Origin of the sequence: Epilithonimonas arachidiradicis, assembly GCF_003610695.1 — a bacterium.
In the GTDB taxonomy this organism is placed as follows: Bacteria; Bacteroidota; Bacteroidia; order Flavobacteriales; family Weeksellaceae; genus Epilithonimonas; species Epilithonimonas arachidiradicis.
The window spans coordinates 73924-89971 of sequence record NZ_RAQH01000007.1; the positions used below are offsets into that span (position 1 = coordinate 73924).

Here is a 16048-nt window from a genome sequence, read left to right on the forward strand (position 1 = left end):
AAGCTTAGGACAACAATGATTCTGTGCAGGTTTTGCTGTGCTTTGTCATTGCTTTCTTACCTCCATTAGCGTCATCATTATTCGACAGAGCTAATGGTGACACAATTTACTTTCCGGGTTTACAAAGCCGTTGTTACAATATTTGTTACAACTTCATCTTTATGTTTTTCTCAGTCAAAAAAAGATACTATCCGGGAAACAGAGATAGTTCCCGTCAATGTTTACAAAAAGAATTTTAAAGAAATTTTGCCTGCACAGACGCTCTCCGGGGAAGAACTGGAAAGACTTAACAGTCATTCTGTTGCCGATGCTTTACGGTATTTTTCCGGCGTTCAGATTAAGGATTATGGAGGAATTGGCGGACTAAAAACCATTAATATCCGAAGTATGGGCAGTCAGCACGTCGGTGTTTTTTATGACGGAATCCAGCTCGGCAATGCACAAAACGGAGTCGTTGATTTGGGACGTTTTTCTCTCGATGATATGGAAGAAATTTCGCTCTATAATGGACAGAAAAGCGAGATATTCCAGCCTGCAAAAGATTTCGGCTCTTCCGGTTCGATTTATTTACAGCCTAAAGTTCCTGCTTTCAATGCGAACCGAAAAACCAATCTCACACTAAGAATCAAAAATGCTTCGATCCAACTCTTCAATCCGTCTTTCCGGCTGGAGCAAAAGATTTCTGAAAATATTTCGGCAAGCGTCAGTTCAGAGTATATTGAAAGTGACGGAGTTTATAAATATAGATACTTTAAGAAATACCCTGACGGAGAAATCGCAAATGACACGATTGCCAAAAGATTCGACTCTGATATCAGAGCCAAACGTTTTGAAACCGCATTTTACGGAAATCTGAAAAACGGCAGCTGGAACATTCGTGGTTACGGATATATCTCTGACCGCGGGATTCCTGCACCTATTGTTAATAACGGATTCGGAGAAAAAGGACAACGAATGGCGGACGAGAATTATTTTATTCAGGCTAATTTTATAAAAAAGCTGTTTCCAAAATTAGAAACACAGCTTAAAGCGAAATTTGCTTACGATTATACCCATTTTATGGATACAGTTAAGAGCACAAGAGTTTTGCGGGTAGATAATTCTTATATCCAACGAGAAGTTTATTTGTCGTCTTCCAACCTCTATTCTATTACTCCGAATTGGGATTTTAGTGCCAATGCAGATTTGCAGTATAACAATCTGGATGCTTTTGGAAATGGAATTAATAATTATTCTTTTTACAATTTTTCTTTTCCTGTGAGATATAGCTCTTTGTTTTCTTTTGCAACGACTTATCAATGGGGAAGATTAAAATTTTTGGGAAGCATTCTGGGTACTTTCGTCCGGGAAGAAGTAAAAATGAATACCAAATCTCCCGATAAAAATGAATGGACACCAGCAGTTTTTTTAAGTTATCAGTTTTCCAAAGACTTTACCCTAAGGGCATTCTATAAAAATATGTTCCGAATGCCTACCTTCAATGATCTGTACTACACAATAATCGGAAACACCGCCCTGAAACCGGAATATGCCAAACAATATAATCTTGGTTTTACTTATCAGAAATTTTACCAGAATCAGGTCTTCCAGTCTTTTTACATCAAAGTTGATGGCTATTTCAACAAAGTCAAGGACAAGATTATTGCTGCGCCAAACGGAAGTATGTTCCGATGGACGATGATAAATCTGGGACAGGTAGAGATTATCGGAACCGATGTCAATCTGCAGGCAGATTTGAATTTTGGTAACGTAAATCTAAGACCTTTGCTGAGTTATACTTACCAAAATGCGCGGGATTTCACAGACAGGGGCGAATCCTATTTTGGAAATCAGATTCCTTATACGCCTTGGCATTCCGGGACTTTCTCATTGATGTCGGATTATAAGGATTGGTCTTTTAATTACAGCTTTGTTTATGTTGGAGAGCGTTATGATGTTAATCAGAATAATATCGCTGTCAATTATGTCCAGCCTTGGTACACGCACGATTTATCGGTTCAGAAAAAAATCAACTGGAAGGATCATCAGTTTAAAGTCAGCCTAGAAGCCAATAATATTCTTAATCAATATTATGATGTGGTACTGAATTATCCGATGCCGGGAAGAAATTTTAAACTCATCGTCAATTTTAATTTATGAAAAAAATGAAACCCATTATAGCATTGTTGGTTTTAGTCTTTCTGGTTTCGTGCCGGACGGATGACATCATTCCGAGAGAAGAAATCGTTCCTGGACTTGCTCCGCCAGAAAATACGGCGATTAAAGGTTTTTATCTTCTGAACGAAGGCAATATGGGAACCAACAAATGTACGCTGGATTTCTTCGATTACACCACAGGAACTTATCATAGGAATATTTACGCAGAAATCAATCCGGAAGTTGTAAAAGAACTTGGCGACGTAGGTAACGACATCAAAATCTACGGAAGCAAAATGTATGTAGTCGTGAATGTTTCCAATAAAATTGAAGTTCTGGATGCAAAAACAGCCAAAAGAATCAAGACCATCCAGCTTCAAAACTGCCGCTATCTCACTTTCAAAAACGGAAAAATATACGCAAGCAGCTATGCCGGACCTGTGGTTCTCGACCCGAATGCACCCATTGGAAAGGTTGCGGAAATCGATACACTTTCACTTTCTATTCAGAGAGAAGTTACTGTTGGTTATCAACCGGAAGAAATGCAGATTATCGGGAATAATCTTTACGTTGCCAACTCCGGGGGTTACCGTTTCCCGAATTACGACAGAACGGTTTCTGTGGTTAATTTGAACACCTTTACGGAAACCAAAAAAATTGATGTGGCAATCAATCTTCATCACATTGCCAAAGACGATTACGGAAATTTGTATGTAAGTTCCAGAGGTGATTATTATACCATTCCATCAAGTTTATTTTTGGTTGACCCGGTTTCGGGCACGGTAAAAAAAGATTTCCACGTTGCAGTTAGTGAAATGACGATTGTAAATGACAAGCTTTATTTCTATGGCAACGAATTCAATTACAACACACACGCCTATACCAAATCCTTCGGAATAATCGATGTAAAAACCGAACAGATTATTTCCAGTAAAATTATTGATCAGGAATATGTGGATGCCATTAAAACGCCTTACGGAATCGTTGTGAATCCGATTACAGAAGACATTTACCTCACTGATGCTCGGAATTATGTTTCCACAGGATTTGTGTATTGCTTCGATAAAAACGGAAAATTCAAATGGAAAACAGAAGGTGGGAATATTCCTGCGCATTTCGTTTTTCTTTATAAATAAACCGATATAAAAATGAAAAAACCTAACATTTTAAACTTCGTATTGTTCTCATTCCTTTTTCTGGGAATAATTGCCTGCAAAAACGATAGAGACGAAGATATTAACGCCGGAGCGTCAACTGAGGTTCTAAAAGATTCTTACAGCATTGACCGGTTCAAAATTCTCAATATTACACCTAATATTTCTGGAAAGGCAAAACTAACCTGGACAATTAAAGATTCTGCAACTTCCGGAAATAATACATTAGAATTTATTAGTCCTTATGCAAAAACCTATCCTCTGACCTTAAAAGTAGAAGCTAACGGAACAACGACAACTTATACTTCAAAGATTATCGTTAACAGAGAATCAGTTTCTTATAGTAAATACATTTCCAATGTTTTCGATTTTCGTCCTGCCGTTGGACAATTTATGAATGAGATTCCTGAATATTCTGCCGGAAACACATTAGAACAAATGATTCAGAAAGCGAAGCAATCCTTGGTTGGTTCTAATTCCACAATGATTTCTTTAGGCGGTTTCGGCGGTTATGTAGTTTTCGGGTTTGACCATACCATTCCGAATATGAATGGCAAAGATTTCAAAATCCTCGGAAATGCGTTTTGGGCAGACAATGCATCTCAGGAAAGATACGGTTCTTGTGAGCCCGGAATTATTATGGTGGCTTACGACAAAAATAAAAACGGAAAACCTGATGATGACGAATGGTATGAGATTGCTGGCAGCGAATATTTTAAAAATACCACTGTAAAGAATTACAATATAACTTACTTCAAGCCTGATGAAAACAAGCCACCTGTTCCCGGAACAGAGTTCTGGCAGACGGATATAGAATACATCAAATGGCAGGATAATCTCGGGAATTCGGGTTATAAAACAAAAAATACATTTCACGTCCAAAGCTATTATCCATTATGGTTTTCAAATGCATCATACAGTTTTACGGGAACAAAGCTTGCCGATAATTTTTACGACCAAAGTGGAACAGGAAATTACTGGGTAGGAAAATCCTATGAATTCGGATATGCGGACAACGCTCCTAATAATGATGAAGCCTCCAATATCGATATTTCCTGGGCAGTAGATAAAAACGGAAATTATGTAAAACTCCCCGGAATCGATTTCGTAAAGGTTTATACCGGAATCAATCAGGAAGCGGGTTGGCTTGGCGAAGTTTCTACGGAAGTTGCCGGGGCTTACGATTTATATTTAAAATAACATTCAATAATAAAAATTCTTACAATCAATTAACAATGAAAAAGTTTTATCTTTTAACATTACTGCTATTCTTTGCATTTTTCACCAATGCACAAATTACAGTTCAGGGAGTTCCGAGAAATGACCTCAAAACGAACTCTATTAAAAAAACTCAATCCAAAAAGGCGGATTTCTCAATGAATGACATTGTATATTGGGTTGGTACAGGTTCTAACAAGGCTGCTTTTGTAGTACAATGGAATGATTCCAAAAATCCTGATGCATTGGTATGGGGATTCAAATGGGACGGAAGTGCGAGTGGAGAAGATATGCTAAAAGCGATTGCCAAAACTGATAAACGTTTCTTTTCCTTATTATATCAGGGAACACAGTATGGTACAGCAATCGGTGGATTAGGTTTTGATCTTGATGGAAACGATACCAATGCATTATATAAGAATGGAAATACCACTTATCCGCTTTATCCTGTAGATGGTGTTGTTAATATTACTGCATACGATTTTGATTATTACACAGCAAAAGACACTAATGATCATTGGCAGTCCGGTTGGATGAGTAAAGGATATTGGTCATATTGGGTTAAAGACCCGACTGATTCTGATTTTGGTTATTCAGGATTAGGAGCAAGTAGCAGGCAATTAGAAAATGGCTCTTGGGATGTTTGGAATTTCAATCCGGAATTTAATTCACAGGATATTTCATCTACATTAACTCCTGTTTCGGTTTATTCTTCTCAGGCAGATTTTACCAAAGGTTTCTTTATGGTAAATGAAGAATGGTTTGGTCATACTAACGGTTCAGTAAATTTTGTTGGAGATAATGGACAGATTTATTACAGAGTATACAGCGATGCAAATAACAATCAGGCCTTCGGAGCAACTACGCAATACGGAACAATTTATGGAGATAAGTTTTATTTCATTTCAAAACAAGCTGCTGACGGTGGGGATTCTCAATACACTCCTGGCGGGAGATTAGTTGTTGCCAACGCTCTTACAATGCAAAAAATCGCAGGATTTGATAATATCGGCGGCGGAGATGGAAGATCTTTTATTGGTGTTAATGAACATACCGGCTATATCGGTGCTTCCAATGGTATTTATCTTTTTGATATTGATAACTTATCTGTGGGCAGTTTAATTGCCGGAACAGGCGGTGGCAGTCAGTATGCCGGGCAAATCGGCAATATGATCAGGACATCACAATATGTTTTCGCGGTAAAACAATCAGCTGGAATTTTGGTCATCGACCCAAAAACCAATACTTTGGTACAAACAATTTCCGGGGCATTCCATTCTATTGTCCAGGCAAAAGATGGAAGTGTTTGGGGAATTCAAAATCAAAAACTTATCAATATTCATCCCACCACTTTTGCAACAACGGAATATGCGCTTTCTACTGCCACTCAGTATCTTGGTTCTTGGGGTGCTTGGAATGCGGGAAGTTTTACTTACAGTAATCAACAGAATGCGCTATATTGGATGAACTCTGTTAATGCTTTTACATCAGGGACTAAGGTTATCAAATTTGATGTAACAACAAAAACAATTGTTGACAGTTTTATCACGATTCCCGGACAAACAGGAACATATAAGCAGATTCCTTATGGTGCCGCACTAAGAGTTGACCCTGTTTCGGATAAATTGATTTTGAACACTACGGAGAGCGGCTATGGTGCACACTATCAGAAAAACTGGGTTCATACTTATGATAGTAACGGTACGCTTATCGATACCAAAACACTGAACGATTATTACTGGTTCCCTGCGGTTACAGTATTCCCGGACAACAATGCACCAGTGGTAAGCTCGACCTTTCCTTCAGAAGTTACACTAAGCGGAACGACAACCATTGATTTGAAAAATGTAGTATCTGATAATGACAATCTTTCCTTAGCGATTGTAAAAAGCATAAAATCAAACAGCAATCAGACAGCAGTTTCTGCGGAAGTCAATGTAAATGACGAACTGGTTCTCACACCTCAGAATGCGGGAACAGCCTCTGTTATAGTAATTTTCAATTCCAATGGGAAAGTCGTGGAAAAAAGCTTGACCGTTATTTCATCGTCTCTGGCAGCAACATCAGAGAACAAAAAACTTGAATTGAGCATCTATCCAAATCCAACAACGGATGTATTAAATATCAAAACGCAGGATAAGGTTGTTGATGTTTTTGTTTATGATATTTCAGGTAAACTGTTCAATATCAAAGTAAATAACGGAAAAGTTGATGTCAATACACTTCCGAAAGGAAATTATATCCTGAAAGTGGAGACTGACAAAGCCGTTTATCAGCAGAAATTTATAAAACAATAATTTTTCAGAAGCGGGTCGATTGACCCGCTTTTTTAATCATATAAAATTGATATTTCAAAAAGATCAAATAGCCTCCAAAATACTGAAACAAAATCCTCATACACTCGTCATGATAATAACCGTTTATGAGGATACCAACAAGATTTTTAAATCACTGTGTGCCGGCGCTTCGGAATATATTGTTAAAAATTTGGGAAATGGAAGAAATACTCCATTCAATTGATGAAGTGGTAGAGGGTGGTGCTCCTATGAGCCTGAATATTGCGATTATGGTAATGATCTTTCAAGCTGTCTTCGGACTCGCCTTTGAGCGAACGGGAAACACCTGTTTTACAGGGAATAATACAAGGTAAAACTTGTACTAAGATTGCTGCGGAGCTCTATATCAACAAAGAAATATTCGTAATATTTATCACAAGCTGTCTGTTAACAGCAAGGCTGATGTTTTACGGGCGGAAGATAAAAGATGGATTGGATAATAAGTTTAGTTGATATACTATTGAAATGTTTGATAACCGAAATAAATTGCAGTCGTTAAGGATACCTGTCAAAACAAGCATTTTTCGTTATTTTGTTGTATAATATTCAAAATGCATTTTTAATCCATGAACGCCACCAGAAATCAATTAGAGTATGTATTATTTAAACCTGACAATCCATTTACAGATATAGTGGAAAGCATCTGGATGGTAAAAATCATGCTGATGAAAAAAGGGAAGTTATCATCATTCCTGACGGGAAAATAGATCTATCCTGTTTATTAGGGAAGATGAAAGTTTTGAGATCTTTATATCCGGAATCTCTACCGGACCTGTCATTAAGCCGCCATTCCCCAAATCGATCATGTTTGCCATCAGCTTTCATCCAATAGCCGCTGAGTATATTTTAAGCAATCCTTTGCAGATTTAAAAGACCGTAAAAAGATTCTCTCTAACGATTACTGGGGATTTTGTAAATGCGACCTGGCGGATTTTGAGCAATTTTACAGAAAAGCCTTTGAAATTATTGCTATACAACTGGAAAATCAAATCGATGGCCGCAAAAAGAAATTGTTTGAACTCATTTATTTATCGAAAGGAGAAACTACGGTTAAGGAATTAACGCAAAAGGTCTCGTGGAGCAGCAGGCAAATAAACCGGTACTTTAATAAACGGTTGGGCCTGATAAGAGGTGGGGGAGACCGTCAAAGTATGGAGACCTTCAATGACCTAAGTTTATCGGAGTATTTTATCACTATGGACGCTTTGACGGTGACTGCCATTGGTCATACGGTTGATGAAACATTGCTGGACCGTTTAGCAGACAAGCGGTTTCATCTGCCTCACGATTACGGTGTCAGTCTGCACAGCATTGCTGAAAAACTATCCCTCGAAAGATCCAACTCAAGAGCCTTACTTATAGACGAGGTTAAAAAAGACGTCAGAAAGCAATTTTCCGAACAGGTCGAAACATTAGAGAAGCAGCTGAAAAAGAAAAACGAAGAGTTTACCGAGGTACAGAAAACCTATAAAGAGCAGGTAGAGAACCAGTCCAAAACATTTGCCGATCAGCTGAAGGTACGCAACGACGAGTTTCATAAACTTCAAACCAGCTCAGCCAGGCAGTTGGAAGAACTGCAGAAAAACTTCCAGGATCAACAGAAACAACGGGCACTGGAACTTGACCATTACAAAAAGGAGATTGCAGCGCTGCATGAGAAAAACGTCCAGTCAGTAGTTAATGAAAAAACAGCCACATTACAGGCTAATCTCGAAACAGTACGGCAGGATAACATCCGCCTGAAAGAAGAAGCGCAGAAGGGAAAGACCAACTACATTGTGATACTTGTGGCTGTGATCATAGCTTTAGTACTCGGATTCATATTGGCTAAAATAACCTAGCCTTTTTAGTTGCCTACCGCTGAGCCACCATCCTGATTCATTTAATTCGTTCCAGAATGAATCAGGATTAGCAATAGATCCGTCATCGAAGACCCTGAGCCCCGTCTCTCTTTACTATGAACTAATAGCGAAAGCCTTCAGTTCAGCTAATTTACCATTGTCAAACCGCCATACATCACAATAATCATAATCAACCCATTGTGAATCCTCCTCAAATAAACTGATCGTACCTAGGACGGTCAGGTAGTTGTCTTCTTCAATCATCAATTCGACGCTAAACTTCGGCGGTTCTTTGTACGCTTCAGCCATATACTTCCTTACTTCGTTTATTCCTTTTAAGGTACGGTCTCCTACAAATTTCCATAAGGTATCTTCGGTGCAGTATGTCAAGAATTTTTCATAGTCGCCTGCCGTGATGCATTTATTGGCCTCTTCTAATATTGATTTCAAGTTCATTGATATATATTATTTAAGATAACTTAAAACCATCGAAAAATATGCCTTTCTATCGATCAAAACCGGCACATTCGTTAAAAATTACATAAAATAAAACATCAATATCTTCGGTACTACGAAAAAGTAGTGATTTTATCTCAACTCCAATATTCAACTTTACACCAACAGAGCTGATCAGCTGTTCACTTCATTTTAACATTAAAAACTACGGTTATGACTATTGAAAGAACAGAATTTACCGCATGGATGGAAAGGATCATGGAACGATTCGACCTCCTCAAAGAACACATCGCAGCAAAACAATCCAAGTACATCGAGATCGACGGCGAACAGCTGCTCGACAACCAGGACGTCTTGCAGCTTCTTAAAATAAGTTCCAGGTCTCTCCAGAGATACCGAACTAATAAAAAGCTGCCTTATTATACCATCAGCGGCAAGCTCTACTATAAGCTGTCCGATGTGCACCAGCTCATCAGAAGCAGTCTTAACAAATAAAAACAAAGACAATCACAGCCAAATCTATCGATACCGCTCTTATTTCAATTGGTTAACCATAAGCCGGTCTATCTTCATCCTGTCAAAAATATCAGCGATGGAAGATACCGATCAAAATAAGACCACAGAAATCAAACCAACAGCGGATACGCTTTTGGTCTTGAACACTTATAACAACAAAATAGAAATGGTCAAGGGAATCGATAAAGAAGGCAATCTTCAGAAGGTACCTCCGGAAAACAAGAAAGACAATGACCAGCTTATCAGGGTCGATAAACACGGCGATCTGTTCTCCAACTTCTTTTCCAACTTTTACCGGCAGCTTAAGAACCCTACGCATTTCAACTTTTTTAAAGTTTCGGAATACGATGCTGTCGATACCGCTAAAGACCTTCAGCAGTATGTCGATCAGGCATCGCCTGAAGAAAAAGAAAAGCTCAAGGAATATGAAATTATACCTAAAAATACCAACCCATTAAAAAATCAGAATACAATGGAAAACAACACAGACAATCAGGAATACCGTTTCCAGCCGGAACAGATCGACTGGAAGACGATGGAAAAACTCGGGTTAAGCCAGGAAAAGCTTGAAAAGATGAATGCCCTAGATCCTCTATTGAGAGGCTACAAGACCAATACCTTAATTCCCATCACCATCAATCTCGGCGCTGCCGTCAGTAAAATGGACGTCAGGCTGTCCTTGCAGGAAGGAGATACCGGTGACATCGGCATTAAGCTCCACGGCATCCGCAGAGAACCCAACCTCAACCTCAAATTCTTAGGTCACGAGTTCACCGAGGAAGACAAGAAGAATCTGATGGAGAGCGGCAATATGGGAAGAGTCGTTGATCTGGTCAATCCCAAGACCGATGAGATCATTCCATCCGTTATCAGCCGTGACCGCCTGACGAATGAACTGGTGGCTTACAGGGCAGAGTATATGAAGATCCCTGACGAGATCAAAGGCATCAAGCTGGATGAGCATCAGAAACAAACTCTTTTGGAAGGCAAGGCTCTCTATCTTGAAGGAATGACTTCTACCAAAGGAACCTCCTTCGATGCTACCGTCCAGTTCAATGCCGATAAGCGTTATGTCGAATTTATATTTGACAACAATCAAAAGCAGCAGCAAAGCCAATCCAATCCACAACACCAGAACCAGAACCAAAACCAAAATCAAAATAAAATTAAAAACAGCGAACCCCCAAGAATTTTCAGGGACAAGGAACTGGATGACAAGCAGTATGAGAAATTCAAAGCAGGAGAGACGGTCTACGTCAGCGGCTTTGTGGACAGTAAAGGCAAAGAATACCAAGGCTATATTACCTTCAACAAAGAGACCTCTAAGACCGACTTCTCATTTACCAATCCTAACAAGCTCAGGGAAAAAGCCCAGCCATCAGAATCCCACAAAACTCAAACGGCAGTTAACACCGATGGTAAATCCAATGAAGCGACAAAGAACATCAAAGAACCGCTTCAGTCCAAACAGCAGCAACCTGCCAACAAGCAGCAACAGGAACAACAGAAAAAGCCAGCCAGATCAAGAGGAAGAAAAATGTGAATCAATTCTACATAAAATTCACAGAATTTAATCTAAGATAATCTTCATTAATAACAACAATAAAATCCAAACCTATGAAAGCCATCATTGCAGAAAAACCGAGTGTTGCCAGAGAAATTGCCCAGATACTCAATGCCAACCATAGAAAAGACGGCTACTTTGAAGGAAACGGCTACTGCGTGACCTGGGCATTGGGTCACTTAGTATCATTGGGAATGCCGGAAGATTATGGCATAAGAGGCTTTGACAAAGCCTCTCTGCCTATCTTTCCCAATCCATTCATTCTCACTCCAAGAAAGACAAAACAGGCTAACTCAAAAAACTACCAGTCAGACCCCCCTGCCTTAAAGCAGCTTAAGATCATTAAAAATGTCTTCAGTCAATGCACGAGCATTATTGCTGCGACCGATGCAGGAAGGGAAGGAGAGCTGATCTTCCGCTATATCTATGAATATCTCCAATGTAATAAACCATTTGAAAGACTCTGGATCAGCTCACTCACAGAAAAAGCCATACAGGATGGATTTAAAAACCTTAAAAATGGTTCAGATTTCGATGGACTTTACAAAGCTGCAAAAGCCAGAAGCGAAGCTGATTGGCTGGTAGGAATCAATGCTACCCAGGCATTAAGCATTGCAGCTAACAACGACGTTTATAGCCTAGGAAGAGTTCAGACCCCAACATTAGCACTGATCTGCAAAAGATTCCAGGAGAACAAAGATTTCAAGCAAAAGAAATATTGGCAAATTCAGTTACAGCATCGCAAGGACTATTTAAATTTCACCAGTCTTTCCAACATGCAATGGGAAGATAAAAAACAGGCAGAGAAGATCTTAAAAGCCATAGAGCGTGAGGGGAGAGCCACAGTAGAAGATGTCTCCATCAATACCATTAAAGAACAGTCTCCATTACTTTTTGATTTGACAGAACTTCAAAAAGAAGCCAACCGAAAGTTGGGATTGTCGGCAGATGAAGTTTTACAGACCGCACAAAGTCTCTATGAAAAAAAGTTCATCACCTATCCAAGAACCGGAAGCAAATATATTCCCGAAGACCTTTGGCAGGAAATCCCTGAACTGATAAGAATACTCAATCAAACCGAGCCATTCAAACCAGCGATTTCAATACTCAAGTTCGGCAACTTCAACAAGCGTATTGTCAATGACTTGAAGGTCACCGACCATCATGGTCTTTTACCTACTACTAAAATTCCATCCGCTTTAAACGCCAGTGAAAAAGTTATCTATGATATGATTGCCTTCCGACTATTAGAATCTTTATCAGAGCATTGTACCAAGCAAGTCAGCCACATTACGATCAAAATCCATCATTACGAATTCAGTATCAATGGTTCCAAGATACTCCACAAAGGATGGCGAGCCATCAAAGGCTTATTGTCTGGTGAAATGAGCCTAAACCAACATAATAACAGCAAGAACAATAGCAATAATAGCCAGACACAGGAGCCACAACTTACTGAACTCCCTGAATTCAAAAAAGGCGATGAGCTCAAAATATCAACAGCCGAACTCCAGGAAAAACTGACCAGTCCTCCAAAACTCTACACAGAAGCTGACCTTCTTTCTGCTATGGAAAATGCAGGCAGACATATTGACGATAAGGAACAGCAGAAAACTTTAGCGAGTATCGGCATCGGAACTCCAGCAACAAGAGCTTCCATTATTGAAACCTTAATTAACAGAAATTATATCACCAGAAAAAGCAAAACATTAATTCCGACTGATAAAGGCGAAAAGGTGTATGATCTCATCAAAGACCAAAAAATTGCCAATGTCCAGATGACCGCAGAGTGGGAGATGGAACTCCATCAAATTGAAGCAAAAGAAATCAATTCAAAACAGTTCATCACTGATATCAAAAACTACACAGCAGAAATCACCCAAGAACTATTATCAATCAACATTCCGCAAGAAAACATTCCAGAGATCAAATGTCTCAAATGCCAGCAGCATAATCTCATCATTAAAGACAAAATTGTTAAATGCCCTGATGAGCAATGCCAATGGATTTTATTCAGAATAATATGCGGCGTTCAGCTCAGGATTGATCATATCACTTCCCTCATAACAACAGGAAAAACACCACTCATCAAAAATATGAAAAGTAAAAACGGGAAGAAATTTGATGCCTTTTTGGTTCTCACAGATCAATGCGAAACAATCTTTGAATTTCCCCAAAATAGATAAAATTAAATAATATAAAAACCCAGTATAAGCTCTATCATTAAAAAAGTCCGAAGAATCATTTATTCTTCGGACTTTTTTAATCAGTTTTTACCAAGCCTTCGGTTGGCGCATTCCCAAATTTTTTCTTAAAAGAATAAGAAAAATGAGACAGGCTTTCAAATCCAAGGTCAAGGTAGAAAGAAGAAGGTTTTCTATTTTTACTTTCAATAAGATGCTTTGCCTCAATCAGTCTTTTATCTTGCAGCCATTTTCGCGGCGGCATTCCGAATGTCTTCTGAAAATCCCTTTTAAATCCTGATAGGCTTCTTCCGGTCAATTGTGCCAGCTTCTCAACCGGTACATTAAAATGAAAGTTACTTAACATAAATTTCTCAAGATCTATCTTATGATGCTCTGAAAAGTCGAACAGAAAATTTCGAAGCTCAGGAACGGCAAGCAACATTAACTTGATGCCTTCCTTCACTTTCAACAGTCCCAATTCGTCTGTCATTTCAGCACCGGAGCTTCTGGCATAAGGGACAATTGACTGAAAATAACCTTGAAGAAAATCATTGTTCGGAAGGCAAAGATTCGGCATTCCGGTATATTTGCCATTAGCTTCCAGTTTTTCTTCCAATGCGATCTGGCGCATCAGATCCTCTTGCAGGGATATGACGATGGTTTCATAATGACCATTTGGTCCCGGTGTTTTAGTTAATGTTCCCAGCTGGTTCTTATGAATCAATAATACATTGCCTGCAGAGATACTGATATTCTGCTCAGAAGTCTCCAGAATCATGTGACCAGAGACCTGCAATACCAGTGTGTGGTGATTCCAGACACAGGCCTTTTCCTTCCGTTCCGAAGAAAGGTATGAATAGAAAATAACACCCGGAAGAATTTCTGCTGGACTTTCCATTTATCTTTGTAGGTAAGTACCGCCTTGCATGGCACCAATTGCAAATGTACTGTTTAATAAGTTCATTTCTTCAGGCGTAAATACAATTTCCATCGCAGCAATATTTTCAGGCAGTCTTGACCTGCGGCTCATACTTACCAACGGCATAATATGGTCGCCCTGCTCTTTGACCCAGGCAATGGCAAGCTGTGTTGGAGTGACATTCTTAAGTCGAGCCATTTCTTTTAGGGTTTCAACTTTTTCAAGATTGTGGACCAGATTTTCACCTTGAAAACGTGAAAAATGATTTCGGTGGTCATCCGCAGCAATAGGCGCTTTGAGATCACCCGTCAAAAGACCTTCCGCCGTATTGGCAAATGCTACGACACCAATCCCCAATTCTTTGGCAGTTGGCAACAGCTCATTTTCGATTTGACGGTCTGCTAGAGAGTAACCGATCTCCAATGCACTTATGGGATAAATGCTATTGGCTTTCCGAAGCTGATCAGCAGTAATTTCCGATACACCAATATGGCGTACTTTTCCTTCCTCAACCAAGCCTGCGATCGTTCCGATAATGTCTTCTATCGGCACACTGTCGTCCATCCTGCTGGGCTGATACAGGTCAATGGTCTCAATGCCCAGGCGGGTCAGCGAGTAATTGACAAAGTTTTTGATTGCTACAGGTCGGAGATCCAGTCCGATCCATTGACCATTGTGGAAGATTGCTCCGAACTTCACACTGATAAAGGCATCATCCCGTCTTCCTTTGATCGCATTTCCGACAAGCATTTCATTATGACCTGCACCATAAAAATCGCCTGTATTAAGGAAGTTGATTCCGCTATCCAAAGCCTGATGAATTGTTGCAATGCTTTCTGTTTCATCCGGTGTCGGTCCGCCCCAGATCGAAGACATCCGCATACATCCAAGACCCAGCTTAGATACCATTGGTCCATTTTGACCCAATTGAATTTTTGTAATTTCTGACATGTGATTGATTTAATGTAATAAAACAAAGATCACCATTTATCAACCAATTTACTTTCCTGTACGGTTCAATTTATTTACCTGTACAGTTCAAAGTAAAAATACAGAAAGATTTATATGACAATTCTTCTTAAACCATCTTTCAGTTTGCGAGTATAGTTTCTTTTCACGATTATGTTGTCGTGTGCTATCTTAATTTTAAATCAAACAATTTATCTTATACGATAAACTACTTGGGTAAATGTGCAACCAATTCAACTTCCAGCTTAGAATCCTGCATATATAATTTTTGAACCTGTACCCATGATGCAGCCGGAAAATCATTGCTGTAGAATTTCTTACGGACATCATTATGCTTCTTCATTGCCTCAATATCAGTAGTGTATAAGTTTTCCTTGACCACGTTGTCAAATGTAGCACCATAATTCGAAAGCACTTTTTGAAGATTATTGTACACCGATATAATCCCTTCAGGAGTGATATTATTGGTCACAACACCGGAGATATAGATGACATTATCCACTTTAACAGCCTGCGCATATCCCGCAATGCTATCCTGTGTCTTATTATTCCAATGCCATTTCTCTTTCTGGATTTTATTTTCTTGTGAAAACAAGTTGCAGAAAGCTAAAAAAAAGCCAAACATTAAGATATTTCTCATAGTTCATATTTCTGTAAAAGTTAAGCATATATATGATTAAAATGTAACAAAAAAAGCAGCCCTAAAGCTGCTAATTTCATCCATCCTAATTAATCACCTTTCTCATGTTCATG

15 protein-coding genes are annotated in these 16048 nt (G+C 39.1%); 11 read left to right on the forward strand and 4 right to left on the reverse strand.

Going from position 1 to position 16048, the window contains the following annotated elements; all coding sequences use genetic code 11:
• The first annotated feature begins 93 nt into the window (after nucleotides 1-93).
• The 8 genes from BXY58_RS11820 (at nucleotide 94) to BXY58_RS11845 (ending at nucleotide 8685) form a co-directional block, all read left to right on the forward strand.
• Nucleotides 94-2139: a TonB-dependent receptor plug domain-containing protein gene (locus BXY58_RS11820; RefSeq protein ID WP_120214067.1), complete on the forward strand. Its 2046-nt coding sequence runs from the start codon at nucleotides 94-96 to the stop codon at nucleotides 2137-2139.
• Nucleotides 2136-3272, forward strand: a complete 1137-nt coding sequence (locus tag BXY58_RS11825) for a YncE family protein (RefSeq protein WP_120214068.1) — start codon at nucleotides 2136-2138, stop codon at nucleotides 3270-3272. Before BXY58_RS11820 ends, BXY58_RS11825 begins: the two co-directional genes overlap by 4 nt.
• 12 nt (nucleotides 3273-3284) lie before the next feature.
• The gene (locus BXY58_RS11830) at nucleotides 3285-4490 is read left to right on the forward strand and encodes a cell surface protein (RefSeq protein ID WP_120214069.1); all 1206 of its coding nucleotides are present in this window, start codon (nucleotides 3285-3287) and stop codon (nucleotides 4488-4490) included.
• Between the two features lie 35 nt (nucleotides 4491-4525).
• A complete protein-coding gene (locus tag BXY58_RS11835; protein WP_120214070.1) occupies nucleotides 4526-6805 on the forward strand; it encodes a DUF5074 domain-containing protein in 2280 nt (759 codons plus the stop codon).
• Nucleotides 6806-7002: 197 nt separating this feature from the next.
• Nucleotides 7003-7158 (forward strand): hypothetical protein, encoded by a 156-nt coding sequence (locus tag BXY58_RS16955; RefSeq protein WP_170144224.1) that lies wholly within the window; start codon nucleotides 7003-7005, stop codon nucleotides 7156-7158.
• Nucleotides 7112-7297: a hypothetical protein gene (locus tag BXY58_RS17230; RefSeq protein ID WP_170144229.1), complete on the forward strand. Its 186-nt coding sequence runs from the start codon at nucleotides 7112-7114 to the stop codon at nucleotides 7295-7297. Before BXY58_RS16955 ends, BXY58_RS17230 begins: the two co-directional genes overlap by 47 nt.
• A gap of 113 nt (nucleotides 7298-7410) precedes the next feature.
• Nucleotides 7411-7551, forward strand: a complete 141-nt coding sequence (locus tag BXY58_RS16960) for a hypothetical protein (RefSeq protein WP_170144230.1) — start codon at nucleotides 7411-7413, stop codon at nucleotides 7549-7551.
• 303 nt (nucleotides 7552-7854) lie between these two features.
• Nucleotides 7855-8685: an exodeoxyribonuclease VII large subunit gene (locus tag BXY58_RS11845; RefSeq protein ID WP_170144231.1), complete on the forward strand. Its 831-nt coding sequence runs from the start codon at nucleotides 7855-7857 to the stop codon at nucleotides 8683-8685.
• A 114-nt stretch (nucleotides 8686-8799) separates the two neighbouring features.
• Here BXY58_RS11845 and BXY58_RS11850 read toward each other — a convergent pair whose 3' ends face one another.
• Nucleotides 8800-9141, reverse strand: coding sequence for a nuclear transport factor 2 family protein (locus BXY58_RS11850; protein WP_120214073.1), 342 nt, complete (start codon nucleotides 9139-9141; stop codon nucleotides 8800-8802).
• 213 nt (nucleotides 9142-9354) lie between these two features.
• Here BXY58_RS11850 and BXY58_RS11855 point away from each other — a divergent pair, with 213 nt between their 5' ends.
• The 3 genes from BXY58_RS11855 (at nucleotide 9355) to BXY58_RS11865 (ending at nucleotide 13407) form a co-directional block, all read left to right on the forward strand.
• Nucleotides 9355-9636, forward strand: a complete 282-nt coding sequence (locus BXY58_RS11855) for a helix-turn-helix domain-containing protein (RefSeq protein WP_120214074.1) — start codon at nucleotides 9355-9357, stop codon at nucleotides 9634-9636.
• A complete protein-coding gene (locus BXY58_RS11860; RefSeq protein ID WP_483400853.1) occupies nucleotides 9599-11200 on the forward strand; it encodes a DUF3945 domain-containing protein in 1602 nt (533 codons plus the stop codon). Before BXY58_RS11855 ends, BXY58_RS11860 begins: the two co-directional genes overlap by 38 nt.
• 74 nt (nucleotides 11201-11274) lie before the next feature.
• Nucleotides 11275-13407: a type IA DNA topoisomerase gene (locus BXY58_RS11865; protein WP_120214076.1), complete on the forward strand. Its 2133-nt coding sequence runs from the start codon at nucleotides 11275-11277 to the stop codon at nucleotides 13405-13407.
• 76 nt (nucleotides 13408-13483) lie between these two features.
• On the opposite strand, the gene BXY58_RS11870 is transcribed toward BXY58_RS11865, so the two are convergent.
• The 3 genes from BXY58_RS11870 to BXY58_RS11880 form a co-directional block, all read right to left on the reverse strand.
• Nucleotides 13484-14305, reverse strand: a complete 822-nt coding sequence (locus tag BXY58_RS11870; RefSeq protein ID WP_120214077.1) for a helix-turn-helix domain-containing protein — start codon at nucleotides 14303-14305, stop codon at nucleotides 13484-13486.
• Nucleotides 14306-15277 (reverse strand): aldo/keto reductase, encoded by a 972-nt coding sequence (locus BXY58_RS11875; RefSeq protein ID WP_120214078.1) that lies wholly within the window; start codon nucleotides 15275-15277, stop codon nucleotides 14306-14308.
• Nucleotides 15278-15503: 226 nt separating this feature from the next.
• Nucleotides 15504-15935 (reverse strand): RidA family protein, encoded by a 432-nt coding sequence (locus BXY58_RS11880; protein ID WP_120214079.1) that lies wholly within the window; start codon nucleotides 15933-15935, stop codon nucleotides 15504-15506.
• Between the last annotated feature and the right edge of the window lie 113 nt (nucleotides 15936-16048).

Excerpts from the sequence above, each read along its gene's own strand:
- BXY58_RS11820 (WP_120214067.1), top strand. The coding sequence starts at position 94 with ATGGTGACACAATTTACTTTCCGGGTTTACAAAGCCGTTGTTACAATA.
- BXY58_RS11825 (WP_120214068.1), top strand. The coding sequence starts at position 2,136 with ATGAAAAAAATGAAACCCATTATAGCATTGTTGGTTTTAGTCTTTCTG.
- BXY58_RS11830 (WP_120214069.1), top strand. The coding sequence starts at position 3,285 with ATGAAAAAACCTAACATTTTAAACTTCGTATTGTTCTCATTCCTTTTT.
- BXY58_RS11835 (WP_120214070.1), top strand. The coding sequence starts at position 4,526 with ATGAAAAAGTTTTATCTTTTAACATTACTGCTATTCTTTGCATTTTTC.
- BXY58_RS16955 (WP_170144224.1), top strand. The coding sequence starts at position 7,003 with ATGGAAGAAATACTCCATTCAATTGATGAAGTGGTAGAGGGTGGTGCT.
- BXY58_RS16960 (WP_170144230.1), top strand. The coding sequence starts at position 7,411 with ATGAACGCCACCAGAAATCAATTAGAGTATGTATTATTTAAACCTGAC.
- BXY58_RS11850 (WP_120214073.1), bottom strand. The coding sequence starts at position 9,141 with ATGAACTTGAAATCAATATTAGAAGAGGCCAATAAATGCATCACGGCA.
- BXY58_RS11855 (WP_120214074.1), top strand. The coding sequence starts at position 9,355 with ATGACTATTGAAAGAACAGAATTTACCGCATGGATGGAAAGGATCATG.
- BXY58_RS11860 (WP_483400853.1), top strand. The coding sequence starts at position 9,599 with ATGTGCACCAGCTCATCAGAAGCAGTCTTAACAAATAAAAACAAAGAC.
- BXY58_RS11865 (WP_120214076.1), top strand. The coding sequence starts at position 11,275 with ATGAAAGCCATCATTGCAGAAAAACCGAGTGTTGCCAGAGAAATTGCC.
- BXY58_RS11870 (WP_120214077.1), bottom strand. The coding sequence starts at position 14,305 with ATGGAAAGTCCAGCAGAAATTCTTCCGGGTGTTATTTTCTATTCATAC.
- BXY58_RS11875 (WP_120214078.1), bottom strand. The coding sequence starts at position 15,277 with ATGTCAGAAATTACAAAAATTCAATTGGGTCAAAATGGACCAATGGTA.
- BXY58_RS11880 (WP_120214079.1), bottom strand. The coding sequence starts at position 15,935 with ATGAGAAATATCTTAATGTTTGGCTTTTTTTTAGCTTTCTGCAACTTG.